This is a genomic window from Nonomuraea sp. NPDC005650 (assembly GCF_040605375.1).
In the GTDB taxonomy this organism is placed as follows: Bacteria; Actinomycetota; Actinomycetes; order Streptosporangiales; family Streptosporangiaceae; genus Nonomuraea.
Window position 1 is genome coordinate 1 of sequence record NZ_JBEXCR010000083.1, and the last position, 24,887, is coordinate 24,887.

Genomic DNA, 24,887 nt, shown 5'->3' on the forward strand with positions numbered 1-24,887 from the left:
TTTCTGGACACCCTAACGAGCAGGCGCAATACCGTCCAGAAACCTCTGTCCAGGAAGTGGAAGCGACCGAGCCCTCCGTCAGGAGGGCAACAGCTCAGTGTGAGCCGCTTGTCCTCATCCAGCACCTTGCGCAGGTCGGCGACATCGGTCACTCGCGCCTCGCCCGCGAAATGTGCGATTTTCCCCGGAGGGGTGCTCTCCAGCCACTCCTCCGTCGGCCCAAGTGCGTCCAGGTCCCGCAAGAACGCCAAGCGTGCCTTGAACTTGCCCAGGGATGCAGCCTGGGCCACATCCTTCAAGGCGTCGTACTCGCTGCGCTGGGTGACCGGGTCGACCACCATCAGCCGGGCCAGTCTGGCGCGGGCGGGCGCGTCGACTTGGCCCGCCACGAGCGTGAAAAACCCGCGGTTGACCTCGGTACGGATCTTCTTGGTCAGTTCGTCCAGCGTGGTGTAACCCGGCAGCTCGCACTGCGCGCGGACCAGTTCCTCCAACGCCACGTTGATCAGATCGGCCGGGTTGTCCTTCGCCTGTGCCGCTTTGCGGATCGCCTCGGCTGCCACCGCCCGTACTCTGGCCGCGTCGTACACCACGCCCATGCGCTGGCGTATGAAGCTCCGATGCCGCTTGGCCGACCGCTCCGCGGCGCCGGCCAGCACCACGTGTTCTGACAGTCCGATCACGCCGCGGATGTGCTCGGCCACCACCGCTGGAACGTCCGCGAGCTTCGGGAAGTACCCCAGCCGCTGGTAGGCCTTCAACCACACCAGCAGCGCCAGCAGATGCTGGTCGTCCTGCGTCTTGCCGCGCGCCCACTCCACCTCGGCCAGCGACGGGGTGAACACCTCCGCCAACTCCCGAGCGGACACCGCCCGCGCGAACCTCGGGTAGGCCGTCCGATCGATCGACGCCACCCGAACCTCCGGAAGCTGTCACTAACCGGCGCGAATCGTTAGATCTTAACGACGGTGATCAGCCTGCGGCCCGTTTCTGCCGTATTCCGGTGGCACCCGATGTACTCCCACATGCTGACCCGCTGGACCTTGTCGCGGGCCAGGTCGTGCTGCAGCACGATCCGCAATGAGCGGCCCATCTCCGCTTCCTTCACCACCAGGGGGTCTGTCGCCTCCCACGGCACGCCGGCCCAGGAGGCGTTCTCGGCGATCTCGACCGCCGTACGGTGCGCGGGGGAGCCGTGCTGGCGGGGCCCGTCGGCCAGCGGTTCCCAGCAGGAGGCGCACCGCACCCACGCCACCGCATCGAGCTGGCCGACGTCGGTGTCGACGACGACGTCCTGCACACCGGCGCCCGGGTCGGCGGTGTTGACCAGGGCGTTGACCACGGGCCCGGTGTAGGCGACCTGCAGGTAGGAGGACCTGCAGTGCGGGCAGACCGGTACCCGCTTGGTCGCTGGCAGCCGCTCGCCCAAGGCCTTCTCCTGCGCGCGTCGTTCGCGCTCGGCTTCCTGTTCGGCGAGGTGGCGCTGCCACACCGCGGCGGCCGCGCCGGGTCAACACGACCAGGTCGCCGCCGCCGGCCGCTTCGATGAGTTCGGCCAGGCGGGCGCGGGCGTCCCGGATCCCGATCTTCTTCGTGATCCACATTGTGTACACAACCCGGCATGGACCGGACGGGAACTCCTGCACCGCCTGGGGCTCCCGCTGGACTGCTCCGGCGTGGCCCGGGGAAGTTCTTTGTGTACACAACCGAACGACGTTCATGATCGTTTGACGCTAAGGCGGGCGGTTACCGGCCTCGGGGCGTGCTTGACCATGAGGTCGGCCAGCCGATCCTGCAGGGTGCGTTCCGGCTGGACAGGGGCGTCGGCGGTGCGTGCGATGCCGGGCGCGGCGCCGGTGGTGCGGGCCTGCTGTTCGACCGGGGGCGTGGGGCTGGGCGCACCTGGCAGACAACTGGGAGAGCCGTCGTCGTGCGTGGCCATGAGGTCGGTCAGCCGGTTCTGCAGGGGGGCGCGCACCACGGTTGCGGGCCTGGGGTTGGCCGGAGCGCTAGCTGTGCGCGCCGCGGCGATGGCGCGGGCCTGTTCCACGAGTTCGGCCCGGCGGCCGGCGTTGGCTGCGTTGCGGGCGTCGTTGGCGGCCAGGAACGCGGCGTGCCCGGCGTCGGTGTCCTCCATCGCGTCGTCGATTGCGGCGCTTGGCGGGGTGATCGACGACGGGGTGATCTCCGAATCGCGCCCGGCGGGCCGCTGAGAGCCACAGGGGGCGTCGATCGCCTCCCGGTTGGAGGGTTGGGGCCGGGAGAGGGGTCGGTCGCCCGCGGGGGGCGTTGAGGCGCCGCTGTGCGATGCCATGATCTTTACATTGTACAGATCGGCGGGTTGCTGATCTTGGTGACGTTGCAGGGCTTCAGCGGCCTGGGGGCCCGCGGCTGCGAGTGCGGCGCGGGCGGCGGCCGCGGGTCCGGCGCCGGCGTCGACCCGGCCGGCCAGCAGCCGCTGGCGGGCGGCGGCCGCGGCGGCCTGTTCGGCGGCCGCGGCCTGGCGCAGGGCGGCGCGCTGCTGGGACAGCGAGGGCAGCAGCTCGCCGATGCTGTCGTCGGTGGGGGTGCGCCAGGCGGCCAGGCGGTGCCGGATCCAGCCGGGCAGCCATCGGGGTGGTTCGGTGAAGGTCCAGGCGGTGCCGTCGGGCCGGTGGTCCAGGCCGTGCAGCACGTCGTTCGGGCTCCAGCCGCCGCGGAAGTACTCGCGCAGCAGCGAGCGCAGGTGCTTGGCGGTGATCGTGCGCAGGATCGGGCTGCGGGCCCGCAGGGCCTGCGCCGCCTGGAGCATCTCGATCTTGGTTTCCGGCGTTGCGGACAGGGGCCACATCCAGTCGGTGGCGTCCGCGCTCTCGCTGCCCGCTGTGCGGTCCTCGCGTGCGCGTACGACGGGGGAGTTAGCTTGGGTTGATCTCTCTTTAGAGAGATCAACCGTGGGGGGTCGTTTTTCGTCCCCAGAAACGAGCGCAGGAGGGGAGTTCTCCTGCGCGGCGGGCCCAGCGGGTTGGGCGGATGCCTCGGCCGGCTCCGCCGGCAGCGGTTCGGGAGAACCCTGCCGGGCCAGGGGGATGGTGAGCACGTACTCGGCGCCGAGATTGCCGGCGCCGTCGTCCTGGCCCTCGAACACCCCCCGGTATTGGGGGGTGCTGCCCTCGGTGACCGTGCCGAGGTAGCCGTGCTCACGTAGCCAGCGGACCCAGTCCTTGGCCGCGGTCTCCTTCAGGCCGGCCCGGTCCATGATGCGCGCGCGGGTCGGGATGGAGGTCCACACGCCCGGGTGGACCGGCGACGGCTTGGCCGACCACATCACGATCCCGGCTACGGCCAGCGCGTTGCGGAAGGCGTCCTGGCGTCGGCCCGCCAGGTCGGGATCGGTCTCGACCGCGCGCATCCACGCCCGCTGGGAGCGGGCGGAGACGGCGCCACCGACCAGTGCGTTAACTGCGGCGAGCGCCACGGTGATGGCCTCGCGCTTGACCAGCCGGCACGCCGTGCAGGCGGGGTCGTGGCCTGCCCCGTGCAGCTCACACGGCTCCGGGGACGTCGCGCGCGGCGCCGGGTCAGTGCGCTCACCACGGGCGCGCCAGGCCCGCGCAGCCGCCAGCTCGTCACCGAGCTGGTCATCAGGCCCAGCGTCGGGCGGAATCAACGATGCGGTTGGCCAAAGCCCCGGCGTGTCTTCAGGGCATGGTGGGCTAACCGCCTGGCGCGATGCTATGGTCGTCTCCAGACGTGACAAAACCCGTTGACGTCGATCCGCTCTCCGCCGGCCAAAGCATTCGAGCTGATCGATTCAAACGAGACATTCGAGATGAAGTTGTTCAACGCCCCGCAGCCTGCGGGGCGTTTTTCTTTGCCTGAGGCGCCTCCCGGCGTCGTGATCAAAGTCCAGTCAGTCAGGCATCCTTCCATGTTGACAACCTGTGAATGAACGCCTTCGCGCCAGAAACCCCCGGCGTGTCGCACATGGCGAACCCAAACAGGGCGGGAGGGGCGCAGATCGGGCACCGACGCACAGGGGTGGGGCGGGCCGGCAGCGTACGGCGCCGACATGACCAGATCCTTACCAGACGCCTTTACAGATCGCGCGCTCTTTTTGTCAGAATTCCTGGTTAGAGGCCCCCTTACGGCTCTGACGCCCTGAATCTCCCGGGTTATCCGGCTGCCGGGGCCCTCGCCCGCATCTCCTCCTCGGGCGTTGGTCGCTTGCGGGGCGGGCCCCCCGGGAACCCCGCCCGGCACCAGCCAGGCGGGGACCCGCAGCGTCACTTCGTCCGCCGGCCTTTTCTGTTGACCGGCATCGACCGGCGCAGGTCCCGGTCGTAAGCGACCCGGGAGTGGCCGTCCTCCTGACCCCAGTCGGGCGTCTGGTACGCCTCGGCGGCCTCGCGAACGAGACGGCTCTGGGCCTGCCGGTAGGACGCGTCGGGCTTCTGTGACATGGTGGACCTCCCTGCTATGGGGGCCCCGGGCGTGCGTTCTTGGCTGGATGAACGCCTGGGGCTTTGTCGTGTCGGGGCGGGCGCCCCGGGCACCCCGCCTGGCACACGGCCAGGCGAGGACCCGCAACGTCGGCACCGTCACGCGGCGCTCTCCACGTCCGCCTCGGCTTCGGCGTGAGCCTCCAAGGAAGCGATCCACGCCTCAGCCAGCGCGGCCTCGTGGTGGGCCTGGGTGATGACCTCGATCAGGCGGTGGCGCAGCTCGTCCAGAACGCTCTGGACGCGGGGAAGCAGGGCCTGCACACCGAACTCCGGACAGGTGCGGGCCAGCGTGACCAGCTCAGCGGCGTCGGCCTGGGGCAGGCGCTCCAGCAGCGCGGCGATCGCCTCGACCTCCGACAGCGTGCTCACGAGGAACGGCCCTCCGTCCCGGTGGCGGCCTGGGTGGCGGCGTGGTGGCAGCGCGGGCAGGGCGTCAGCCAGCCGCGCTCATCGGCGGTCTGGCGGGCCGCGGGCAGGCACTGGCCGCACCACCGCGGCCGCCCCTCCAGCGGCGCCAGCGCCTGCAGCAGCGGAGCCACCCGGCCCGCCAGCGGCGTTGCGGTTCCCGGCTCGGTGAGGAGCCGACCGGTTAGCGTCTCCGGGCTCCAGCCGGCGGCCAGCAGGCTCATGAGCGCCTCGTGGCTGTCCCACCGGTCCATGTCGTCGTAGGTGGAGGCGGCCAGCAGCACGTCGTCGGCGCTGGCGTCCAGCGCGGCCGGGGACAGCGCGTCCCACAACCCATCCGGCGCACCGTCGGCCTTGAGCGCCTGGCCGGGCCGCCGCCAGTCGACGCCGAGCGCGCCGAGCTGGTCGGCCACCACCAGGGCGACCCACGGCGAGGCGTAGTCCCGCACGCCCTGGACCGCATCGCCCTGCCAGTGCGCGATCAGCCAGTGCGCCCCGTCCTCGCCCTCCTCGGGATCGCGGCTGCGGATCAGCAGGCCGGGCTCGCGCGTGGTGTAGGCGGTCGTGGTGACCACCTGGTCCCGCACGTGGTCGCGGTAGGCGTACGGGACGCCGGTGAGCACCACGTCGGCCGTCGCCGGCATCGCGGTCATCGCGCACCCCCGCCCAGCTCGGCGTAGCGGGTGATCTGGAACGCGAGCACGGCCAGCGCAGCCGCCTCCAGGACGGAGACCGCCAGCACCGCCGGCGTGTGCGGGCCAAAAGCCCACACCACGACCAGGGCGCCCAGCGCGGGCACGCAGAACGCGGCCAGGTCCACGACCAGTTGCAGCCACTTGCGCGAGAGGCGCCAGCGGTCGCCGTTGCGCTCGGTCTCCCACTCGAACATCGGCAGGTCGCTCGCGTCGTCGACCAGCCCGTGCAGGCGCGGCCCCAGCCGGTCGCGCACGTACCGGCCGATCTCGCTGATCATGTGGTCGTTGTGGACGTACTTCCAGCCCAGCACCAGCGCGGCCAGCGGCATCAGCAGGGCCAGCTCCACCCGCCCGACCGCCGCCGTGGCGGTGGCGACCCCGAACACGGCGGTCAGCATCAGGTGCGAGAACTGGTCACGCGCTTGGATCCGGGAGCGCTGCTCAGCCTTGAGGGCGTCGAACTCGCTGCGCAGCAACGCGACGACGGGCTGCTCATTCGGGTCGCCGGCCTGGACCGCGGGCTGGACGGCGGCCGGAACGTGGACGGTGGTCGGGGTCTGGCCGTTCATCGGCCCAGCCCTTGCTGCGTCCGGCCGATGATGGCGTCGATGCGGGCCAGGCCCTCGTGCATCGCGGCCAGGCCCTCATCGACCAGGCCCACCAGGTGGTCGGCTTCGGCCAGGACCACGGCCAGGCGCTCCTTGTCCAGGGTGTGCGGGGCGCCGAGTGTGCGCTCTTGTTCGAGCACGGTCATGATGGGATCTGCCTCTCTGATCTGTGGGATTGGTTGGGGTATGCGGGCGCGCCCGCCGCGGAGGTCTTGGCAGATTGACCGCGGTGATGCGCGCCCGTCTGATGTGCCGGGCTAGTTGGGCGGGGCCAGCTGAGCGGCCGCACCGGTGAGCCACTCGATGGCGGAGGCCGGGTCGTGGTGCTCGGTGAGCTCGGCGACGGTGTCGGCGATCCGGGCCATCTTGGTGTCGCGGTCGTGGCCGTCCCAGCGCGAGACGAGCGGGGCGTCCGGGTCGTCCTCGGGGCCGTCCTGGTGGACGTGGCCGAACAGGTGCAGGTCGGCGTTGTCGATGTGGTAGCTGATCTGCCGCCCGGCCAGGTCGATGTACAAGACCGTGCGGCCCGACGCCGGGTCGTCGTCGGCCAGCGCGGCGGGGAACAGGGCGGCGGTCAGCGCGGCCAGCGCGGCGCGGTCCTGGTAGGCCCGCCGCACTTGCTCCTCCAGCACGGCGCCGGTGGCCGCGAGCGTGGCGGCCAGGTCCTCGCCGAGCGGGGTGCCGGTCAGGAACGCGTGCCGGTCGGCGGCCGCGGCGACGATCTGCTCACCGAGTTCCACAACGTCGTCGGCGGTGAAGGCCATCGTCTGGTTGAGCAGGGCGGTGACGACGCGGTGGCGCTCTTCCAGGTCGGCGGCGGTGGTGGCGCGCTCGTACCAGGGCGCGACGACACGAGCGAACGCGGTGATCGTTCGCGGGTCGTCGCTCGTCGGTCTCCACAACGGAGCCCACGGGCCGCCCAGCGCCCGCTCGGCGACTTCCAGCGCGAGCTTGCGGGCGCGCCCTGGAGCGGGTGTCTTGTCCTGGCTGTGCTGGGGGGCGGCGGACACGTGCGGCGGCGTAGCGGCTGCGGTATCGCGGCGGCGAAGTCCCCACATGATCGTTCTCCTTTTCGTTGATGGGGTGATCAGGGAGCCCAGGGCCCCCGTCATGCGGCGATGAGTCCTGCGGGGATGGCGATGGCCAGCACGATGACGGCCGCGATCACCAGGTCGACCGCGCGGCGGACGACGCGGTATTTGGCCACCGCCAGGCCGGACATGTGGTGGAGATGGTCGAACCCGCCCGCCGCTGTCACCAGCCGTTTCACGTCGCCGCCGTTCTTGGCGCGGGCGTAGGAGACGAACCCCGTGGCACCGACCCGGGGCAGGTGCGGCCGCACCGCCATCAGCAGGAGCACGGCCGCCACGGCGAGCATCACCCCGGCGCCGCCGGCGGCGATCAGGGCCGCGGGGTGGAAGCGGGGCCTGGCCACCGCGAGCGCGACGACGGCGGAGGCCAGGCCCAGCGCGAACGCCAGCAGCATGGATGCTTTCGCGTCGACCCGGGCCAGGGCGCCGTCGACGGTCGTGGTCGCGCGCTCCAGCGTGTCGTCCATCGACGTCGCGATGGCGCGGGCGTCGATCCGCGTCTGGGGGCGGGTGCTCATTGGCTGTCCCGGGTGGCCAGCAGGGCGTAGGCCAGGCCGGTCAGCGCGCACAGCACGAGCGCGTCGCCGCCCGTCAGCGTGTCGTCGGCCTCGATCAGGTCGTTGGCGTCCTGCAGGTGCCGGTGCGCCTGGGAGTCCGTCTCGTGGTCCAGCGCGTACAGGATGGCCAGCAGGGTGTGGGCGACGGCCGCGTCCTGGCGGTCGGCCTGGCCGTGCTGGACGTGGTGGCGCAGCTGGTCGCTGGCCACCGCCAGGCGCTCGCCGCCGCGCCGGTCTCCCAGCAGCACGCCGCTCGCGCCGAGCACGGCGTTGACGACGGCCCGGTCCACCGGGTAGCTCAGCAGGTCGTCCTCCTGGCGAACGCGCTCGGCGGTCGCGGCCAGGAAGCGCCGGGCCTCATGCAGGACGCCGGGATGCTGGATGGTCGTGGTGGTCATGGGGGTCTGCCTTTCTCCTCGAGTGGAGCTGACCGGCTCCGGGCACCCGCCTGGCCTGGTGGCCGGGCGAGCACCCGCAACAGTCAGCAGGTCAGCGCTGGATGACGGGCAGGTGGACGTCGCGGTGGACTACGGCGACGGTCAGGCCCGCGTTGGCGAGCTCGGCGGCGATCGCCTCGGCCATGGCCACCGATCGGTGGCGGCCGCCGACGCATCCGACCGCGACGGTGACCGGCCCGCTGGCGGCGACGGTGGTGGCGGTGGTGGTGGCGGTGGTGGTGGCGGTGGTCAGTTCGGCGGCGAGCCGGGCGGTGTGGCGGATGACGGCTGCCACGCCGGGGGTGGCCAGGACGTGGGCGCGCACGCTGTCGTGCAGGCCGGTCAGCTCGCGCATCGCCGGGTCGGCGTGGGGGTTGCGGAAGCGGCGGCGGGCGTCGACGACGATGTCGGCCTCGGGCGGCGGGGCGGGGTGGCCGTACCCGAACGAGGTGATCTCCACGGCAGAGGCCTGCCGGGGCGTCGGGGCGCCGGTCGCTTCGGTGGCCTGCTGAGTGAGGAGGTCGGCCAGCCAATCGGGCAAGGTGGCGCTGACTCGGGTTGCCGGGTCGATCATGATGGAAGTGCCTTTCTGCTTGATCCGGATGGGAGCGGTGGGGAGGTCGAGGCGCGCCCGCCGTGGCTGGTCTTGGCAGAGAGCCACGGCAGGGCGCCTCATCACGCCGACAGCGCGGCGGCCGTGGTCAGCGCCGCCGTGATGGCGATGGCCAGATAGACGGGCAGCGGGGCGAACCGCCCGCGGGCGGCAGCGATCGCAGCCAGGACCGCGGACACCCCCACGCCGCCGAACACGATCAGGGCGGGGATGCCGCCCAGGCCGAACATGGCGGCGAAGCGGGCGTGCGCCAGCAGGGCGCCGAGCGCGGTCAGGATGCTCAGGCCGGCCAGGACGCGGGCGATGACCAGCGGCGCGCCCTCGAGTTCGGCGGTGGCCGCGCCGGCGACGTCGGCCAGGCGGCGCCGGGACTCGGGTGTGGCCTTGGCCAGGCGGCGGGCGCGGGCGCGTGGCGTCGGGTGGCTGCCGAGTAGCCAGCCCCCGGCCCGGTACCAGACCGGATCTTGCGGGATGCACTCCAGGGTGGTGGTGACCATGCGGTAGCCGTCGTGGCCGATGTGCGTGAGGATCTTGGCGGACAGGACGTCGGCGGCGTACTCCTCGTGGCGGCGGGTGCGGGCGTCGCTGAGGACGAACGCCACGGCCAGGGCGAGCGCGGCCAGTGTCGGCCACCAGGGCAGGCCACCGGCCATCGCCGCGCCTCCCAGCACGGCCGCCAGGAGGGTGGCGGCCCGGATGGCCAGGTGCCAGCGGTGCCGGCCCTGGCAGTGGCCCAGCGCCAGGTGGGCGGTCTCGTGCGCCAGGGTCGCGCCGAGCCGGGCCGACGTCGCCGACAGTGCCGACGACGAGAGCGTGAGCCGGTCCATGGCGGTGCAGGCGTTGATGGTGGACTGAGCGTTGTCGGACAGTTCGGCGGGGGCGATGGTCACCAGGACCTCACCGGTTCCGGCCGCGCGGGTGATGGACCGGGTCAGCATCATGGCGCCGGCCAACTCGACGTCCAGGTCAGCGTCCAGGGCGGCGTCCAGGTCGGCCTCGGGCGCGTCCTCCCAGTCGACGTCCCTGACGTCCTCGACGTCGACGGCCGGGGCCGGTCGGCCTGCCGGGCCGGGCTCGCCGGGGGCGTCGTCGGGGACGCGTGCTGTCAGGGTTTCGTCCGCCGTCGACGGGTCCGCGGGGGCGGCCTGGTCGTCGCGGAGTTCGGCCAGCAAGTCGGGCCATTCGTCGGCGTTCAGGATGCGGCCGGTCAGCTCGTCGGCGGGCGCGGCCTGGGTGGTCGAGTCGGTCATGTGATCGTCCTTTCGGGTTGTCCGGGTGCCCGGGGTGTCCGGGTGTCCGGGTGTCCGGGTGGACACGGCGGGGGTGCGGGTGGGTCTCGGAGCGTTGGAGGGGGGTGCCCTCCCCCCGGACGTCCGGGGGGTCGGGCCGCTCAACCGCTGGTCGAGGGCCGTACGGGGGGCTGTCCGGGGGGTGTACGGGTGTCCGGGGTGGACGTCCGCCCCGGACACCCGGCCGGGTGCTAGGCGGCGCTCCAGTCGGCCACTTCCGGCGGCACCTGGAGGCTGCCGGCGCGGATCGCGTTGGCGGCCGCCAGGACGTCATCGAGGGCGTAGCCGCGGGCCTCTTCGCCGTTGACGCTGAAGGCCCGCTTGAGCGGGGTCACGCCGAGCGGGCGCAGCAGATCGGCCAGCGCGTTGGTGTTGGGCTGGCCCTGGCCGTCGACGATGTGCAGGTCGCGGGCGATCGTCTCGGAGTGGACGCGCTCGCGGCGGGCCTGCTGGAACACCTCCAGCACGGCCTCGACGAACGGCGGGAGCGGGTGGCCGCCTTCGACCAGCCGGGCCGGGGCCGGGCCGGGGGTGTGCCGGATCGCGGGCACGTTCGGTGAGCCGGGCGCGGGCAGCCCGGCCGGGGCTGGCGGCACGGTCGGGCTGGTCGACGGCATCCCCATCAGGTCGGGCCAGTCGACGGCGTTGGTGGGCAGCGCCGGTGCGGCCTGCTCTGCGGGGGGCGCCATCAGGTCGGGCCAGTCCGCCGCGTTGCCGCCGGGGCCGCCGGGCACGAGCTGAAGGTGGCGTACCCCGGCCGTCTCCGCGCCGGGCGGCATGGCGGGCGGCACGTGAGCCGGGTGCGGCGTCGGCTCATACGCACGCCGCGCCGCAGGCAAAGCGCCAGCTTGGGGAGTCTGCGCCGTCGTGGCCGGAGCGGCGTCCTGTTCCCCCTCCTCCATGTCCGCCATCGCGGTGAACGTGGCGCGCATCCGCTCGTAGCGGGTGGCATACCAGTAGCCCGCGACGTCGGCCGAAGCCTGGTCGAGGTCAGGCCGCATGCGGGCGATCGCGATGGCGGCCCGCTCGACCAACTCGGGGGAGACGTTGAACCCGCGGAACGGGCGGGCCCGCGCGCCGGCGATGCTGATCAGGCCGGTGCCCGGCCCGCCGAGCGCGTCCATCGTCAGGCCCTGGCCCCACTGGCCGAACATGTGGCCGATCTCGGCATCGTCGGGACCGTGCATGAGGACGCGGACGCCGGCCTGCACGCGCATGTTGGCCGGGACCAGGTCGGAGGTGGGCCGCAGCGCCGAGATGACCAGGTTGACGGCGGGCTCGCGGCCGATGTTTTGCAGCTCGCCGAGCAGCTTGGCCAGGCGCGGGTCCTTGAACGGCTCGGCGCCCTCATCGACCACGATCGTGATCTGCGGAAGGCTCGCGCTGACCGGCAGCAACGTGGTGTTGTGCTTGCGCTTGAGCTTGCGGTAGGCGGTCTTGCGGTGCTTGGCGATCGCGACCGCGACCGTCAGCATCAAGATCGCCTCTTCGATGTCGGCGGCGGCCCAGTCGATCGGGCAGCGCTCGACCTTGCCGTCCAGCCACACATCGATCCACATCTGCGTCACGCCGCCGCCGTTGAGGTCGATGTGCCAGGTCAGGTTGTCGACGCAGCGGCCCAGCAGGATCGACAGGACCTGCAGCAGGGTGGTCTTGCCCGACCCTCGCTTGCCGGCCAGCAGGACCGCCTCCTGCCGGATGGCGATCTCGGTCGGGTCAGAGTTGGTGTGCTCGCCGAACGCGAGCGCGCCCATGATGGACAGCGCGGAGAAGTCGTCGGGGCAGCCGATCGGCATGGCCATCCGGTTCACTGTGGACACCCGCAGCACGACCAGGCCCCGGTCGGCGCCGGGCGCGACCTCGATCCCGCAGCCCATGGCCAGGCGGGCGTCGGTGGCCAGCGCTTCGGCGTAGTTGGCGAGCTGCTGGCGGGTCACGCCGCCGCCGGGCAGCACCAGGTGCACGTCGTAGCCGGCCCGCGTCGACCACGGCACCACGGCCGTGACCTGGACGCGCATCCGGCACACCCGCATGATGCGGGCCTCCCAGTCGGTCGCGACCTGGACGGCCTGCCGCGACAGCAGGGCCGTGCTGGCCCGGGCCGGGGCCGTGGCGCTGCGCAGGCGCCGGTCCTTGGTCGGCTTGCCCAGCGGGGAGGCCAGGCCCGCCACCAGGGCGCCCACGGCCAGCGACCCCACGGCGTACTCGGAGAACACCGTGGTGGCTGAGGTGTAGGCCAGCCAGCCCGCCGCCCCCAGCCAGCACCCCATCCGGTAGAACAAGGCGGCCGGGCCCAGGTTGTGCCGGGTGGCGGTCAAGATGGTGGCGCCGACGCCGCCCACGCCCGCCACGGCGGCCCACACCGGGGACACCGACGCCAACTCGCTGCCCACGCCCAGCACGGCCAGCGCCAAGGCGCCCTGGACCGTCGCCTGGACGGGCCCACGCGGGGTCAAGGACCAGTCGGCCTGTGCGGTCTTCACGGTGGTCTTGGTCGAAGTCACCGGGGAACACTCCTTCAATGCGGATGGTGCAGGTCGGTGCAGGTCGGTGCTGTGGTGATGGCCGGTCGTGCACCGGGGGCGCCCCGTCCCAACCCCACGCGGGGAGGGGTTGGGAGAGGGCCCTCAGAGCACGCTTGGGCTGGTCAGACGTTCCAGAGCGGCTCGTTGGTGCGGGGTGCGTCCTCGCGCTTGAGGTCGTCGGCGTGGATCTGCTTGAACAGCGGGCCGATCTCCTGGGCGATGGCGATGAGCATCCGGTGCGCGGCGTAGAACTGGCCCAGCTTCTCCACGACGGCCGGGTGGATCGGGTACTCGCCCTGCAGCCGCACGAGGTAGGCCCGCACGGAGTTGGCGACGTTGGCGGGCAGCTCGGGCAGCTGGTCCAGCTCCCGAGAGACCTGCCACATGTCGATCGGGGCGTAGGTGTGGGCGAGGGCGTTCATCTCGGCGGCGGCTGCCACCAGCGGGAAAGTGCCGGACATGTGGAGTGACCTCCTGGTCGTCATGCCGCCGGACGGCGGCTGATACGGGTGACGGCGCCGAACGCCGGCGCCAGCCACGAGCACCGTCGAGGCGGGTGCCCCGACGGCCTTCGCGGTGCTGGCCTGATCGGTCTCGGTGCTGGTCGTGGTCGAGCTGGCGGCTTCGGCGTCGGCCTTGGCGCGGGCCTTGCGGCGCTTGCGCCAGCGCTCGCTGATCAGCGCGATCAGGGCCACGGCGGACGCGGTCAGGCCCGCGTCCCAGCGCCACAGCCCGGCGGCGGCGCGGCGGCGCAGCTCACGAAACCCGCCGCCAGCGCCCTGGACGGCCTTCCAGGCGGCTGAGACGCGGCTGCCGGTGCGCCGGTCGACGTACGCGCCGGCCCGGCGCGCGCCGCGCCCCAGCACGTGGCCCAGGCGCTTGCCGACGCGCCCGATCGCCTTGGCCGTGCGCGTGCTGTGGCGGCCGGCGAACCGGGCGACCCGGACGGGCCGGTCCCCGGCCTTGCGGTTGACCCACTTCGCGCCCCGGGCGACGCCACGCCCCGTGGCCTTGCCCGCCCGGCCGACGCCGCGTCCGGTCGCTCGACCAGCACGGCCGATCGTGCGGCCGGCCCGGCCGACCTGGCGAAACGCGGTCCGCACGGGCGTGTGCTGGTGCTTGACGGCCTGGCCGGTCTTGTCCACCTTGGGTGCCGTGGCCTTGCTGCCCGACCCGCCACCGCTGCCGCCGCTGGTGCGGCCGGTCGACGTCGAACTGCCCGCCGAGCCGTGCCCGCCGCCGCCAGCGCGGCGCCGCCCTCCGAACGGGCCGCCGTCTCCGGAGCGGCGGGTACGTCCCCCGCCGCCGAACAGGGACATCACGCCGTCCCGGGAGGAGCGGCCCCCGCTGAACAGGGCGGAGCGGGCAGGCCCGGAACCGCCGCCCCTCGACGGCCCGGACTCGCCCCGCGAGCGGGAGCCGTTGCGGCCCTGGCGCCGACGCGCCACGTACAGCGCCGCGCCGGTGGCGGTCACCACGGCGCCGCCCACGACGCCCGGCAGCCCAAGCAGGTGGTACAGGGTGCCGAGCACCGTTGCGGCCCCGGAGGCGCTGCCGAGCGCGAGCTGCCCGGCGGGCAGGCGGCTGCCGCTCTGCTCAGCGTCCTGCTGGGCGGAGTCGTCGTCGTCCGCGTCCGGGGTCTCCGTGCCCGCCGGCGCCGCCTCCTCCGGGCTGCGGAACTCCTCGGCGGGCACCTCCGCCGCCCCGGCCGGAGCGGCCGGGAGGGCGGCGGGGCCGGCGTCGAACGGCATCGCGTTGTCGCTGGTCGCGGGCGGGGTGTCCCCCCGGACGTCCGGGGGGACGTCCGGGGGCGCAGTGATCGTGCGGTCGGTCATGAGGTCCTCCGCGAAGTGGTCCCGGCGCCGCGCGTGCGCCGGGTCGGGCGGGCAGGCTCGGCAGCCACGGCGGCGCGCGCCTTGCGCAGCAGCAGGGACAGGCCGGGCAGGCAGAACAGGCCGGTGACCAGGCCCGCCAGCCACGCCGCCGCCAGCGGCGGCAGCGACGTGGCCTGCAGGCCCCACCAGGCCAGCGCCGAGACGATGCCGACGCCCACCAGGTGACCGGTGACGCTCTCGCCACGGCGGGCGCTCATCGCGGCCCCCCGTCGGCGGCGGTGGTGGGCCAGTCGAGCCAGCAGCACACGGTGCGGCTGGTCGGCTCGGCGCGCACCTCGTAGGTGTCGGCCAGCTCCTTGACCAGGGCCAGGCCGTGCCCGCCCTCACCCACCGGACGGGACGCCTTGACCAGGACCGGCCCCATGTCGATGCAGGTCACCCCCACGCTGTGGGCGCCCGGGTCCACCTCCAGCTGCACGGCGTACCGGCCGCCCGGCGCACCGCTCGCGGAGTGGAGCACCGCGTTGGTGGCCAGCTCGGACACCACCAGCAGCACGTCGTCGACGCGGCCGCACCCTTTGGGCAGCACCTCGCGCACCCAGGCGCGGGCCTCGCTGACAGTGGCGGGGATCCCGACGAACGAGCGGGCGCAGGCGGTCGGCACGGTGATCGTGATCGCCATGTCAGGCCACCCCCGCCCGGTGCGTCGACGGGACGGCGGCCTGGGCCAGCAGCCGCATCGGCCGGGTCCCGGCCGGGGGAAGCTGGCCGTGCTCGGCGAGGTGTTCGCGCACGTAGACGAGCGGGTCGGCCTCGCCGAGCTCGGCGGCCGCCACGCTCGCCCGGGCCGCGGCCAGCAGCTCGCTGTAGGCGGCCGCCAGCATCACCAGCTCGTCACGGGTCAGCCCCTGCTGGGGGGCAAGCAGGGCGGTCATGACACCCCCAGCAGGCGCGCCGCGACCGCGTCCAGGTCCAGGTGGTCCTCTTCGCGGTCGAACGGGACGGCGGCCATGGTGCGGGCGATGAAGCGCCACAGCCCGCGCTTGGCGGCGTACATGCCGAACGATGCGCCGCCGCCCTGCTCATGGCCGGGCGTGAACACCAGGACGGTCCGCAGCTTGTTCTTGCTGTGCGGGCCGACCAGGACGTGGTGGCCGGTCTGGGACACCTCCAGGCCGTTGGTGAGGGTCTGCCGGTCGATCACGTACGTGACCGGCAGGTCTCCGTCGAAGAAGGCGATGCTGACCTCGTACGGGAGGGTCGAGTCGAAGCGGAACGCGGCCATGACCGGCGTCCCGTCCTCCAACGGCCTCAGGGTGACGAACTCCTCGACGATCACGGGCTTCTTCACGAGGTCGCCCCCTCAACCGCCGGGCCGGAGTCAGCCTGGAGGGCCTTCTTGACCTTGGTGGCGGTGCCGGTGCCGCACCCCAGTGCTTTGCCGATCTTCTGGATGCCCGGGTCGGCCGACAGCTTCCCGGCGGCGATCAGGGCGCGCGCCCGGTCGGTCAGAGCCTCGATATCGACCCTCTGACGGGCCGGCGGAGCGCCGTACTGGCGTCCGGCGTTTGCCCTGTACTGAAGGCCAGTACGGCCATCGGTACGGCCTGTACCGGTCTCCGGTACGGGCAGCACCTCCAGCACCGACCACAGGGCCGGCAGCACCCACACCGAGACCACCGCCCCGACCGGGCCCAGGCTGTGCACGATCAGCGTCAGCAGATCGAACGAGCCGACGACGAAGGCCGGCCAGCAGTTGAGCACCAGCGTCAGGGTCAGCAGAAGCGCTTCGGCGCGGAACATCTTCCGGCCCGCCTCGGACTTGCGGTCCACGACCTTGCCGCGCATCGCCGAGTAGGCCTGCACGCCGACCGTGGCCAGCAGCGGCAGGCTCATGCCGAGCTCGACCAGGAACGCGGCCCACCAGCCGACGCTGTGCTCCGGAAGGTGCATGGCCTTGGTCACCGAGGCCTGCACGCCGATGCTGGAGACGGCCAGGCCGATGGCGGCCGCCGTCATCAGCATCACGGTCGTGATGCGGCGGACCTTGGCGTCGCGGTAGGCCAGCGCCACCGGGTCCTGGGAGAGCTCATGCAGCCGGGCGGCCTCGAAGACGTCCATGCGGCGCTTGCGCAGCTTCTTGGACTCGAGCATCAGCGGCGCCTCATCGGCCTGCAGCCGCGCCAGCTCGTGCGCCTCAGCCACCTGCAGGCGCAGCCGCTGCACACGCGCGGTCTCCCCGGACACCTCAAGCTCGCCGGACTCGGAGGGCACGAGCTCGGCATCGACGATCTCGTCAGCGTCGTCCTGGTCGTCGTCGCCGAGTTCGTCGTCCTGGCCGTCGGGGTCGACCCGGGTGACGGTGGTTTCGACTTCGGCCATGGGCTCGTCGACCAGCGGCGCTGGCGGCGGAGCGGGCGGGGCCTGGTCGAGCACCAGGCGTTGCTCGATCTCAGCCAGGACCCGGTCGAGGTCGTGGCGGGACGGGTCATGCCCGGGAGCCGTGATGCTCATCAGGCACACACCCCCGCCAGGTCAGGGAAGACCTGCAGGGCGGCGTGGACTTCAGCCTCGGGGAAGCGCAGGTCGCGACCGCCGGGCGTTCGGATCGCCGCGAGCCGACCGGTGGCGCCCCACCTCGCGGCCGTCTTGGGGTCGACACGGAACAGACGGGCGACCTCTTTTGAGGTCAGCAGCCTGTCGCCGGTGGGGGACAGATCAGCGATGATTGCCATGAGTCGGGGTTCCCTTCAGGTTTCGCGACTCGCCGCGGCCTCGGTGCACCACCACCGGGGCCGCAACTCTTTGCCGATTCGGACATTGGAGACATACACTGAAGTGACCGACAGCAAGTGCTGTACAGCACTTACGTTAGACGCGTCACGCAACACGGTCAAGCAAGTGCTGTACAGCAATTCACGTATGGTGGATTCATGCAGCACCCAAGGGAGCAGATCCCGCCTTCGCGCCAGATCGCCGATGACCTGCGATCGGAGATCAAATCCGGGCAACTCCCGCCCGGGTACAAGCTGCCCGCCGTGCGGGTGCTCGCCGAGCGATACGGCGTAACACAGAACCCCGTGCTCAAGGCCCTGGCCACCTTGAAGGCCGAAGGGCTGGTCAACGCCATTCACGGCTCTGGCGTCTACGTCCGCCAGGCCCACCCCGTCCGACAACTGGGGACAGACCGGTACGCCCGCCACCGATGGCAGGCGACCACAGTTGAGGCTCACGCTGACGGCCGCGGCGACAGTCCTGCCATCGTCCAGCAGGGCGGCCAGACGCAGGATGTGGCTTTGGTGCAGGCCGACGAACGAACGGCGGCGGCGTTGGGGATTTCCGTCGGGGACCCGGTATATGAGCGCGCCCGGGTGATGACCCGCGATGGCGCGCCAACGCACACGATGACCTCGTACTACCGCCAGGCCGATGTTGACGGTACGCCTCTCGTAGACCCCCGGCCGGGGATAGCAGGAAGCTCTGGCGGCTTCCAGGTGCTGACCGACCGGGGACTGCCTCCCCACGAGATCACCGAGGGCTTGACGGCACGAATGCCCACAGCTGATGAAGCCCTGCTTCTGGAACTCCCGGCCGGCGAGCCGGTTGTGGAACTGCACCGGATCACTCGAACGGTCGATGGCAGGCCGATCGAGTACGCCCGCGGCATCCACGCCGCAAGCCGCTTCTCCTGGTCGTACACCTTCGACATCCCCGACTGATCCACCGTTTGGAGTCATCGAGCCTCCAGCAAATCGGACACGAATCGCGCTAGGGATACGCGGTACGTACCGCCTACTTGGCCATGAGTAGACCTTGACGCCCATCAGCTGTCAAGTAGGAGGTACGTACCGCCTGCCAGTAGGTACCGCGTACCGGGTAGAGTTGCGGCCTATGAGCGGCATCCCGAAGCGAAGCGTGTATCGCCATGTAGCGGACGTGATCCGTCAGGCCATCGCCGATGGCGACTACCCCCGGGGCGGCGCTCTGCCAAGGGAAGACCTGCTGGCCGACGAACTGGGCGTCTCCCGGGCCACTGTCAATGACGCGATCCGAGTGCTCGTTGCTGAGGGCCTGGTGCGCATCCATCGCGGGAAGGGGATGTTCGTGAGCGAGCTTCCACCGATCGTCCGCAACGCCGAAGCCCGCTACAGCACCGATGCGCGTGAGCGTGGCCGTGGCGCCTTCGATGTCGAGGTGAGGGCTCTTGGCCGCACACCCCGGGTCAACGTTCGCATCGAACGGATAGTCCCGCCGGCCACGATCGCCGAGATCCTCAAGGTCCCCGCTGACGAGCCGAGCGCCGTTGTGCGGATTCGTCACATGGGTGCCGATGACATTCCGCTGCAGATCGCCACGTCCTACATCCCGGTGGACATCGCTGCCGGTACGGCAATCGAACAGGAGGACACCGGCCCTGGCGGGATCATCTCGCGCTTCGCCGAGCTCGGGTACAAGCAGGTCAGGATCACCGAGCGCATCACTGCACGTCCACCCACCGCTGAGGAGGTCTCCTACTTGGCGATGACGGAGGATCAGCGTGTCTTCGAGATCGTTCACACAGGCTGGACTGCGGAAGACCGGGCCGTGGAGGTCTGCATCCATGTGATGCCCACCCACGCTTGGACACTCGACTACGGGTGGAAGACCATCTAAGAAGAACCGGGGGCGGAGGCGCCGAGCGGTCGCTAGCCCGAGCGTCAGACGATCAAGTTGGTCCCGTCATGGAGCCGTACCTGTGGCGTCGACTCCGCTGCCACAGCGTCCTGCAGGCGGATGGCGAACGCCTCGACCATCCGGTGCGCGATCTCCTCAAGCGTGAGCCAAGCCACCTGGGTGGCCTCCTCGGTGGGGCGTGGCTCGCCCCCGATCACGTGGCAGCGGAAGACGAGCGAGACGACGCCCAGGGCCATGTTCTTGTACACGCCGGTCAACGGCCCGGGCTCGACCAATACGCCGGTCTCTTCCAGCACTTCGCGCCGCACAGCCTGAAGCGGACCCTCATCCCGCTCCAGGATGCCGCCCGGCAGTTGCCAGGCGCCGGTGTCGCGTCGGCGGATGGCCAGCAGCCGGCTGCCGTCGGCGACCACAGCCGCTCCGACGCTGACGGAGTGCAGAGGCCGCTCGTCTGTGGTCACCACGCCTCCAGCAGAAACTGGACGAAGGCGAGCGCCTTGTCATCGTGGGTCTTGAAGCGTGGCCAGCGCCGTGCCTGTGGGTCGCCGAGCTCGGTCTGATGCACGAGATCAAGCATCGCTTCCACTCCGCGGTCCTTCGCCATGGCGAATCCGGCGGCCCAGTCGTCGATTACTCGATAGGTGTCGACGCCGGCGGCGGCGCCGTCAGTGGCCAGCAGCGCTGCGGCTACTTCTTCTCGCGGCCAGATACCTCGCACAGCCTCATTCGCGGCCTCTGGTACAGCTTCGGCAACCCAGTAGCCGCCAGGCCGGTTGCGGTACTTGCGGGTGAACGCCTGCATGTACCGGAGCCGCTCGCGGTCGAAGGCGCTGCCGGTTCTGATGGCTTCGAGATAGGCAGCCCGGTGAGGGTGGTCGAGTTTGTGGAGCCGATCATCATGCAGGATGGTGGTCTGTTTACCGGGGCTCTGGAGGGCGAGGCTGGTGTCGCAGAGCACCAAGCCCTCGACCACCTGTGCCGTCCAGCGCAGGATTGTCACCGCGGCGGATGGGGCCCGGCCCGGCCGGAGGTCGTGAGTGACGGCCAGGCTAGCGATCGCTTCGGCGAGCACGTCGCGTAGGTCAGGGCCGTCCGATGAGGCGAGTTGGCGAGCCAGTTGCTGCCCAAGCATGTCGGCGTACCAGCCGCCACTCCCTGGCCCGAGCTCCACGCTTGTCGCGCCGTCCAGGACGATCACCGCCTGGGGCAGCAGAAATATCCGGTCCTCGAACTGGCCGTCACCGGCCCGCTCTGCGGTCGCGACGGTCGCTTCAACGTGTGTATGCGGCATGTGGACTTAGCTATGAGGCCGTGCACCAATGTCTGAGTGTGGTGTACCTGTATACCAGCTCAGCAGCTCGATGCCGGGCGATCCGCCCGGCCCACGAAGGGTCCTGCCCTCTCTCACCGACGCGGTGAGACCAATTGGTCTCATGATCACGAGTATGCATCCCACGCCTACGCCCACCGATGTGGGATCGTGACGCGTATGACCACCGATGCCACCGCTTCGAGCGGCGCAACCACCGCGGCTATCACCCGCCGCACCGACAGTTACCTGGTGACCGTGGCCAACCAGAAGGGCGGCGTCGGCAAGACGATGCTCGTCCTCTCCCTGGCCGCGCACACAGCCAAATCCAACGGCAAGGCCTTTATCTGGGATATCGACCCCCAAGCCAACGCCTACGACCTGACCAGCGTCATGGAGTCTCCCGGCTACGACGTGGTACACGAGCTGGACCCGGGCCGGGTAGCCGACGTACGCAAGATGCGCCAGTACGACACCATCTTCGTTGACTGCCCCGGCAGCCTGGAGGGCCACGACATCCTCTCCCAGATCGTCAAGGCCTCCACCTTCGTCCTCATTCCCTACGACCACGAGCCAGAGTCGGTCCTCCCCACGCTCCGGACTGCCAAGCGGGTCGCGCAACTGGGCATCCCGCACGCAGTGGTCGTGACCAAAGCAAACCCTCAAGTCGGTGCCGACCATGTGATGGACGCCTGGAAGACCCTCGAAGATCAGGGCATCCCGCACTTCCACTCATTCGTCCGGCTCTACCGGGCCTGGCCCAACAGCCTCAAGGCTGGCGTACCCATCACCCGCTGGAACGAGCGGTACGCGCCGAAGATCCGCGAGGACATCGCGGCCGTGCACACCGAACTCCTGCTCAACATCGGCCGGGTCCACGGGGCCCGTGCGTGACGGCGACCAGGGATGAACCCATGAACAAGCAGAACAAGCGCAAGGGCTTCGAGGAACTTCTCGCCCGCCGCGAAGAACTGAACGACGTCTCACCACCGTGGGCCGACGCCGAGACCGCCTCCGATCCCGAGCCAATCGACGGGAAGATCGTCTCCCCTGCGGATCTCGACAACAAATTTGTTGTCGAGATCGACGGCAACTCCTCATTGGAGGAGATCGAGAACCGGATCGCCACGATCCACCGCCAGTTCTACGGCGAGCTGGGCATGCTGCTCGGGTACATCCGGGAGGGCAGGAAGTGGGAAACCGCCGGCTACAAGTCGTGGCCTGAGTATCTGCGCATCCGGTGGGACTGGACGGCGTCGTACGGGAACCGCCTCATACTGATCGCCCCAGTGATCCACGGGCTGGCCCCATACTCAGACAAAGAGATTAATCCTGGCCAGGGGCACGCCATCGCCCCGGTATGGCACGACGTAAGCCACGATGCCGCGATCGAGGTGTGGAAGGCCACGCCTGGCCGGAAGTCGGCTGCGGCACTGGAGAAGACGGCAATCGAGATGGGCTACCTCCAGTCGAATGCCAAGGAGGAGAACAGAGGCGCCTCCTCTTCGCTCTGGAAGCGGTACGACGATGTCCTCGCGGTGCTGGACGACGAAGATAGCCGCCGAAGTCTGGTCCAGCATGCCCCAGAAAAGGGCTTCTCGGTGGCCTACAAGCTCTTCAAAGCCGCTGCGGAGATCAAGAACCACCTCCCTGAGGAGCTGCGGGTGAAGCTGGAAGGCGAGCTGGAAGGCGAGCCGTCAGAAGACATGTGACATCAGTTGCAATAGAAGGGCGCGTGCAGCAATCGCCACGCGCCCTTCGCACCCGCCAACGAGGACAGCACCCGCACATGTCCGGTGCCGTGGGCCGACGTAGGAGGTCCCACGGCGGCGATCGCCCCCAGCCCGTGCGGCGGGTACCGAAGTGAGGCGATCGTGAGGCGCCAGCCGCTACGAGGCCTGTGCCGGTCCGGGAAGAGGTTCCTGGGACACACCTGGCCGGCTGTCGGGGAGCTGGGTTGGCAGCGTCTCCCGGAGTCGTTTCGCCAGCTTGTTTTCCGGCCCGCGCATTCGATCCCGTACGTTCTTGGCCGCCTCCTCATCGCGCTGTACCGCCGCGATGGCCTGGAGCGCGTACGCGGCTTCGGCCACGTGGCCATGGTCGATCAGCCACCTGATGAAGGTGTCGAAGCCGAACCAGCCACCGTTGCGCCAGTAGGCGATCAGCGCGTCGCCGAGCTCGGTGGCCACGCGCACGTCGGAACGGTCGGGTGGGGACGGATCGGGGGAGTGGCCGTTGACGCTGCCCTTGCGCGTCGTGAGCCATGCCGGAAGTCTCATGTATGCCCCTCGCCTGGTGCTGAGACTTGTGCCATTTGAGCGGAAGGTACGAACAAGTCGGACCGATCTGCCAGGCATGGCTGACTGGCGTCAAGGCGAGGTTGCAATCCCCGCTCGGGGAAGGGGCGCGGGCCCGGTGGGCGGCGGCCGGGACCGGCCCAAGAGCCGCACGCCTGGCCGTCGATCCGCCGGGCCCGCGCCCCTCGCGCTCCCTCGCGCCTTGGCGCGAGGGGCGAGGGCGCGGCCCTTGACCTTCATAAGAGCAATTCGGCAACCGTCAGCGCTTGCCCTTCCCCTTGCCCTTGGCGCTGCCCTGGCCGCTGCCTTGGGCGCGCTGTTCGTTCCTGTCACCGGCGGACTGGGCTCGGCGGTCGAAACCGGTCTGCTTGGAGGCGCTGGAGGGCTGCTTGGCAGCCTTGGACTGGACACGGCCAGCAGCCTGCTTGCTCATCGGAGTGCCTTTTTCTCCCATGCCCAGCCCGTACCCGACAGTCCGAAGACCGTCGGGCAGAGCGCTCAAAACTTTCGGCAACGCCTGCGGCCTTGGGACAGGCGTAACCATCCCGCCGGTTCAGCGCCGGCACTGGAGTCCATCGAGGCCGCCGCTGTGCTCGACGCGTGTGTGGAGTCCCAGAGCGCGAAGGTGTCCCGGCCGGAACCTGCGGCACGCTACTCATGACCATGACCGAAGGTGCGATGGCGAAGGGGGAGACGAGCATGCGACGTCCGGGACCGTTCGGGTTCCTGCTGGAGGGCTGGGACAACCGCAGCGTGTGGGGCTGGGATGAAGGCACCGGCAGTTGGTGGGCGAACCTGTGGCGCAACGATCTGCCCGACGACCCGGTCGCCGACGCGCCGCACGTGGGGATCGGCCCCCTGTACGGGCAGCACATCTCCGCCGTGAGCGGCCTGATCCCGCTGATCGCTGCCGCCACGGGAGCCGACCCGAACCACGTCGACCAGGTGCTCGCCGACAGCATGCGCTGACCGTCCCCCGGGGGGTCTGGGGACGGGTCAGCGGCTCAGGCCGGGCCCGCGGTCGACGCCGCGGTTGGGCGGGGGCCGGTAGGCCTGCGGGCGTTCGTGTTCACGTTGCCGCCCGCCTTCCGGCCGGATCGGGCCATCGCCTCGTGCGGCGGCCGCGCGCTGGCGTTGGGCGTGCTCGACGCGTGCGGCGCGTTCGAGTTCGCGCCGATCAGGTGGCAGGCTGGCGCGGCGCCGGCGCTCGCCGTCGACGGCGGCCAGCTCTTGCTGGGTGAGTTCGTGGTCGTGGCGGGCGCGGTCGGCACGGTAGGTGGCGTCGTCGACGTCGCGGGCCCGCGCCTCGCGCTGGAGTGTGACCAGGTCGCGTTCGAGGTCGTCGTGCTGGCGCCGCGCCAGCGGCCAGGCCGCTCGGGGCGGCGCCGCGGCGGCGGCCTGTTGAGCGGCCCTCTCCAGGGCGGGGCCTTCCTCCAAGACGGGCGCCAGACGCTCGCGCACGACGGCCAGGTCCTCGCGGAGGAGGGGCAGGGTCGCGTCCAGCTCGCGGCGGCGGGCCCGGTGCGAGGGGCGCAGCCGGCCCAGCCCGTCCAGCTCGCGCTGCAGATCAGCCTCGCTCTGGCGCAGCGCGCGGAGCTGCGCACGGTCGTCGACGACGGTCTGGCGGGCCTGCTGCAGGCGGTGGGCGGCGTGCTCGGCGGCGTCGATCTGGCGGACCTGTTCGGCGAGCCGGGCCCGCGTCTGCCGCAGCGCCCGTTCGGTGAGGCCGCCGCCGTCGCGGGCGTAGTGCTGGGCTTCCTGTTCAGCGGCCGCGAGTGTGAGGGCCGCCGCCGTGGCGTGCTGGGTGAGCGGCTTCATGCGGGCTGCCAACTGGGCGTCGGTGAGCAGGCCGACCCCGTTCGGCTGCTTGGTCAGGGTCAGCAGGGCGCTGGCGCGCTGTACGGCGGCCCTCGCCTCGCGCTCGGCGTCCTGCAGCTCCCGCTGGGCGCGCTCGACCTCCGCATCGACTCCGCGCTCGGTGGCGCGCTCGGTGGCGCGCTCGGTGGCGCGCTCGGTGGCGCGCTCGGTGGCGCGCTCGGTGGCGCGCTCGGTGGCGCGCTCGGTGGCG

31 protein-coding genes are annotated in these 24,887 nt (G+C 71.1%); 5 read left to right on the plus strand and 26 right to left on the minus strand.

What is annotated here, in order from left to right:
- From ABZS69_RS64250 to ABZS69_RS64350, 21 genes are all read right to left on the minus strand, one after another.
- Window positions 1-914 (minus strand): DUF4158 domain-containing protein (locus ABZS69_RS64250; protein ID WP_355394084.1); only part of this gene is annotated, 914 nt, incomplete at its 3' end.
- A gap of 38 nt (window positions 915-952) precedes the next feature.
- Entirely contained in the window at window positions 953-1,429 is a 477-nt protein-coding gene (locus ABZS69_RS64255) for a hypothetical protein (RefSeq protein ID WP_355394087.1), read from the minus strand.
- Between the two features lie 288 nt (window positions 1,430-1,717).
- Window positions 1,718-3,649: a hypothetical protein gene (locus ABZS69_RS64260; protein ID WP_355394090.1), complete on the minus strand. Its 1,932-nt coding sequence runs from the start codon at window positions 3,647-3,649 to the stop codon at window positions 1,718-1,720.
- A gap of 616 nt (window positions 3,650-4,265) precedes the next feature.
- Window positions 4,266-4,442, minus strand: coding sequence for a hypothetical protein (locus ABZS69_RS64265; protein ID WP_355394093.1), 177 nt, complete (start codon window positions 4,440-4,442; stop codon window positions 4,266-4,268).
- A 138-nt stretch (window positions 4,443-4,580) separates the two neighbouring features.
- Window positions 4,581-4,853, minus strand: coding sequence for a hypothetical protein (locus tag ABZS69_RS64270; protein ID WP_355394096.1), 273 nt, complete (start codon window positions 4,851-4,853; stop codon window positions 4,581-4,583).
- Window positions 4,850-5,542, minus strand: coding sequence for a hypothetical protein (locus ABZS69_RS64275; protein WP_355394098.1), 693 nt, complete (start codon window positions 5,540-5,542; stop codon window positions 4,850-4,852). The genes ABZS69_RS64270 and ABZS69_RS64275 overlap by 4 nt, the downstream gene beginning before the upstream one ends.
- Window positions 5,539-6,153: a hypothetical protein gene (locus ABZS69_RS64280; protein ID WP_355394101.1), complete on the minus strand. Its 615-nt coding sequence runs from the start codon at window positions 6,151-6,153 to the stop codon at window positions 5,539-5,541. The genes ABZS69_RS64275 and ABZS69_RS64280 overlap by 4 nt, the downstream gene beginning before the upstream one ends.
- Complete coding sequence (locus ABZS69_RS64285; RefSeq protein ID WP_355394104.1) at window positions 6,150-6,338, minus strand: hypothetical protein; 189 nt, start codon at window positions 6,336-6,338, stop codon at window positions 6,150-6,152. Before ABZS69_RS64285 ends, ABZS69_RS64280 begins: the two co-directional genes overlap by 4 nt.
- A gap of 111 nt (window positions 6,339-6,449) precedes the next feature.
- Window positions 6,450-7,202 (minus strand): hypothetical protein, encoded by a 753-nt coding sequence (locus tag ABZS69_RS64290; RefSeq protein ID WP_355394107.1) that lies wholly within the window; start codon window positions 7,200-7,202, stop codon window positions 6,450-6,452.
- Between the two features lie 98 nt (window positions 7,203-7,300).
- The gene (locus ABZS69_RS64295) at window positions 7,301-7,801 is read right to left on the minus strand and encodes a Pycsar system effector family protein (RefSeq protein WP_355394110.1); all 501 of its coding nucleotides are present in this window, start codon (window positions 7,799-7,801) and stop codon (window positions 7,301-7,303) included.
- Window positions 7,798-8,238, minus strand: coding sequence for a hypothetical protein (locus ABZS69_RS64300; protein ID WP_355394113.1), 441 nt, complete (start codon window positions 8,236-8,238; stop codon window positions 7,798-7,800). The genes ABZS69_RS64295 and ABZS69_RS64300 overlap by 4 nt, the downstream gene beginning before the upstream one ends.
- 91 nt (window positions 8,239-8,329) lie before the next feature.
- Window positions 8,330-8,851 carry an RNase adapter RapZ gene (locus ABZS69_RS64305; RefSeq protein ID WP_355394116.1) on the minus strand — a complete coding sequence of 174 codons (522 nt, stop codon included), beginning with the start codon at window positions 8,849-8,851 and terminating at the stop codon, window positions 8,330-8,332.
- 101 nt (window positions 8,852-8,952) lie between these two features.
- Window positions 8,953-10,140: a M48 family metalloprotease gene (locus ABZS69_RS64310; RefSeq protein WP_355394119.1), complete on the minus strand. Its 1,188-nt coding sequence runs from the start codon at window positions 10,138-10,140 to the stop codon at window positions 8,953-8,955.
- A 230-nt stretch (window positions 10,141-10,370) separates the two neighbouring features.
- Window positions 10,371-12,683 carry a hypothetical protein gene (locus tag ABZS69_RS64315; RefSeq protein ID WP_355394122.1) on the minus strand — a complete coding sequence of 771 codons (2,313 nt, stop codon included), beginning with the start codon at window positions 12,681-12,683 and terminating at the stop codon, window positions 10,371-10,373.
- 143 nt (window positions 12,684-12,826) lie between these two features.
- Window positions 12,827-14,539, minus strand: coding sequence for a hypothetical protein (locus tag ABZS69_RS64320; protein WP_355394125.1), 1,713 nt, complete (start codon window positions 14,537-14,539; stop codon window positions 12,827-12,829).
- A complete protein-coding gene (locus ABZS69_RS64325) occupies window positions 14,536-14,796 on the minus strand; it encodes a hypothetical protein (RefSeq protein WP_355394128.1) in 261 nt (86 codons plus the stop codon). Before ABZS69_RS64325 ends, ABZS69_RS64320 begins: the two co-directional genes overlap by 4 nt.
- On the minus strand, window positions 14,793-15,221 hold the full coding sequence (locus ABZS69_RS64330) for an ATP-binding protein (RefSeq protein ID WP_355394130.1): 429 nt from the start codon (window positions 15,219-15,221) through the stop codon (window positions 14,793-14,795). Before ABZS69_RS64330 ends, ABZS69_RS64325 begins: the two co-directional genes overlap by 4 nt.
- Window position 15,222: 1 nt before the next feature.
- Window positions 15,223-15,474 carry a hypothetical protein gene (locus ABZS69_RS64335; protein WP_355394133.1) on the minus strand — a complete coding sequence of 84 codons (252 nt, stop codon included), beginning with the start codon at window positions 15,472-15,474 and terminating at the stop codon, window positions 15,223-15,225.
- On the minus strand, window positions 15,471-15,890 hold the full coding sequence (locus tag ABZS69_RS64340; RefSeq protein WP_355394136.1) for an SsgA family sporulation/cell division regulator: 420 nt from the start codon (window positions 15,888-15,890) through the stop codon (window positions 15,471-15,473). The genes ABZS69_RS64335 and ABZS69_RS64340 overlap by 4 nt, the downstream gene beginning before the upstream one ends.
- The gene (locus ABZS69_RS64345) at window positions 15,887-17,053 is read right to left on the minus strand and encodes a hypothetical protein (protein WP_355394139.1); all 1,167 of its coding nucleotides are present in this window, start codon (window positions 17,051-17,053) and stop codon (window positions 15,887-15,889) included. The genes ABZS69_RS64340 and ABZS69_RS64345 overlap by 4 nt, the downstream gene beginning before the upstream one ends.
- A complete protein-coding gene (locus ABZS69_RS64350; protein ID WP_355394142.1) occupies window positions 17,053-17,274 on the minus strand; it encodes a helix-turn-helix domain-containing protein in 222 nt (73 codons plus the stop codon). The genes ABZS69_RS64345 and ABZS69_RS64350 overlap by 1 nt, the downstream gene beginning before the upstream one ends.
- 198 nt (window positions 17,275-17,472) lie before the next feature.
- Between ABZS69_RS64350 and ABZS69_RS64355 the strand changes: the two genes are divergently transcribed.
- Together ABZS69_RS64355 and ABZS69_RS64360 are read left to right on the plus strand one after the other, a co-directional pair.
- Complete coding sequence (locus tag ABZS69_RS64355) at window positions 17,473-18,258, plus strand: GntR family transcriptional regulator (protein ID WP_355394145.1); 786 nt, start codon at window positions 17,473-17,475, stop codon at window positions 18,256-18,258.
- A 172-nt stretch (window positions 18,259-18,430) separates the two neighbouring features.
- Window positions 18,431-19,192, plus strand: coding sequence for a GntR family transcriptional regulator (locus ABZS69_RS64360; protein ID WP_355394148.1), 762 nt, complete (start codon window positions 18,431-18,433; stop codon window positions 19,190-19,192).
- Between the two features lie 44 nt (window positions 19,193-19,236).
- Here the strand turns inward: ABZS69_RS64360 and ABZS69_RS64365 are convergent, their stop codons facing one another.
- A complete protein-coding gene (locus ABZS69_RS64365; RefSeq protein ID WP_355394151.1) occupies window positions 19,237-19,674 on the minus strand; it encodes an NUDIX domain-containing protein in 438 nt (145 codons plus the stop codon).
- Complete coding sequence (locus tag ABZS69_RS64370) at window positions 19,671-20,504, minus strand: hypothetical protein (protein ID WP_355394154.1); 834 nt, start codon at window positions 20,502-20,504, stop codon at window positions 19,671-19,673. Before ABZS69_RS64370 ends, ABZS69_RS64365 begins: the two co-directional genes overlap by 4 nt.
- Before the next feature lie 198 nt (window positions 20,505-20,702).
- On the opposite strand from ABZS69_RS64370, the gene ABZS69_RS64375 reads away from it, so the two are divergent.
- Both ABZS69_RS64375 and ABZS69_RS64380 read left to right on the plus strand, forming a co-directional pair.
- Window positions 20,703-21,416, plus strand: coding sequence for a ParA family protein (locus ABZS69_RS64375; RefSeq protein WP_355394157.1), 714 nt, complete (start codon window positions 20,703-20,705; stop codon window positions 21,414-21,416).
- Window positions 21,417-21,436: 20 nt separating this feature from the next.
- Window positions 21,437-22,234, plus strand: a complete 798-nt coding sequence (locus ABZS69_RS64380; protein ID WP_355394160.1) for a hypothetical protein — start codon at window positions 21,437-21,439, stop codon at window positions 22,232-22,234.
- A gap of 177 nt (window positions 22,235-22,411) precedes the next feature.
- On the opposite strand, the gene ABZS69_RS64385 is transcribed toward ABZS69_RS64380, so the two are convergent.
- Both ABZS69_RS64385 and ABZS69_RS64390 read right to left on the minus strand, forming a co-directional pair.
- Window positions 22,412-22,801 carry a hypothetical protein gene (locus tag ABZS69_RS64385; RefSeq protein WP_355394163.1) on the minus strand — a complete coding sequence of 130 codons (390 nt, stop codon included), beginning with the start codon at window positions 22,799-22,801 and terminating at the stop codon, window positions 22,412-22,414.
- A gap of 277 nt (window positions 22,802-23,078) precedes the next feature.
- On the minus strand, window positions 23,079-23,252 hold the full coding sequence (locus tag ABZS69_RS64390) for a hypothetical protein (protein WP_355394165.1): 174 nt from the start codon (window positions 23,250-23,252) through the stop codon (window positions 23,079-23,081).
- Between the two features lie 266 nt (window positions 23,253-23,518).
- On the opposite strand from ABZS69_RS64390, the gene ABZS69_RS64395 reads away from it, so the two are divergent.
- Window positions 23,519-23,788, plus strand: a complete 270-nt coding sequence (locus ABZS69_RS64395) for a hypothetical protein (protein WP_355394168.1) — start codon at window positions 23,519-23,521, stop codon at window positions 23,786-23,788.
- A 27-nt stretch (window positions 23,789-23,815) separates the two neighbouring features.
- Here the strand turns inward: ABZS69_RS64395 and ABZS69_RS64400 are convergent.
- Window positions 23,816-24,887, minus strand: a 1,072-nt coding sequence (locus ABZS69_RS64400) for a hypothetical protein (RefSeq protein WP_355394171.1), incomplete at its 5' end; no start/stop codon positions are given.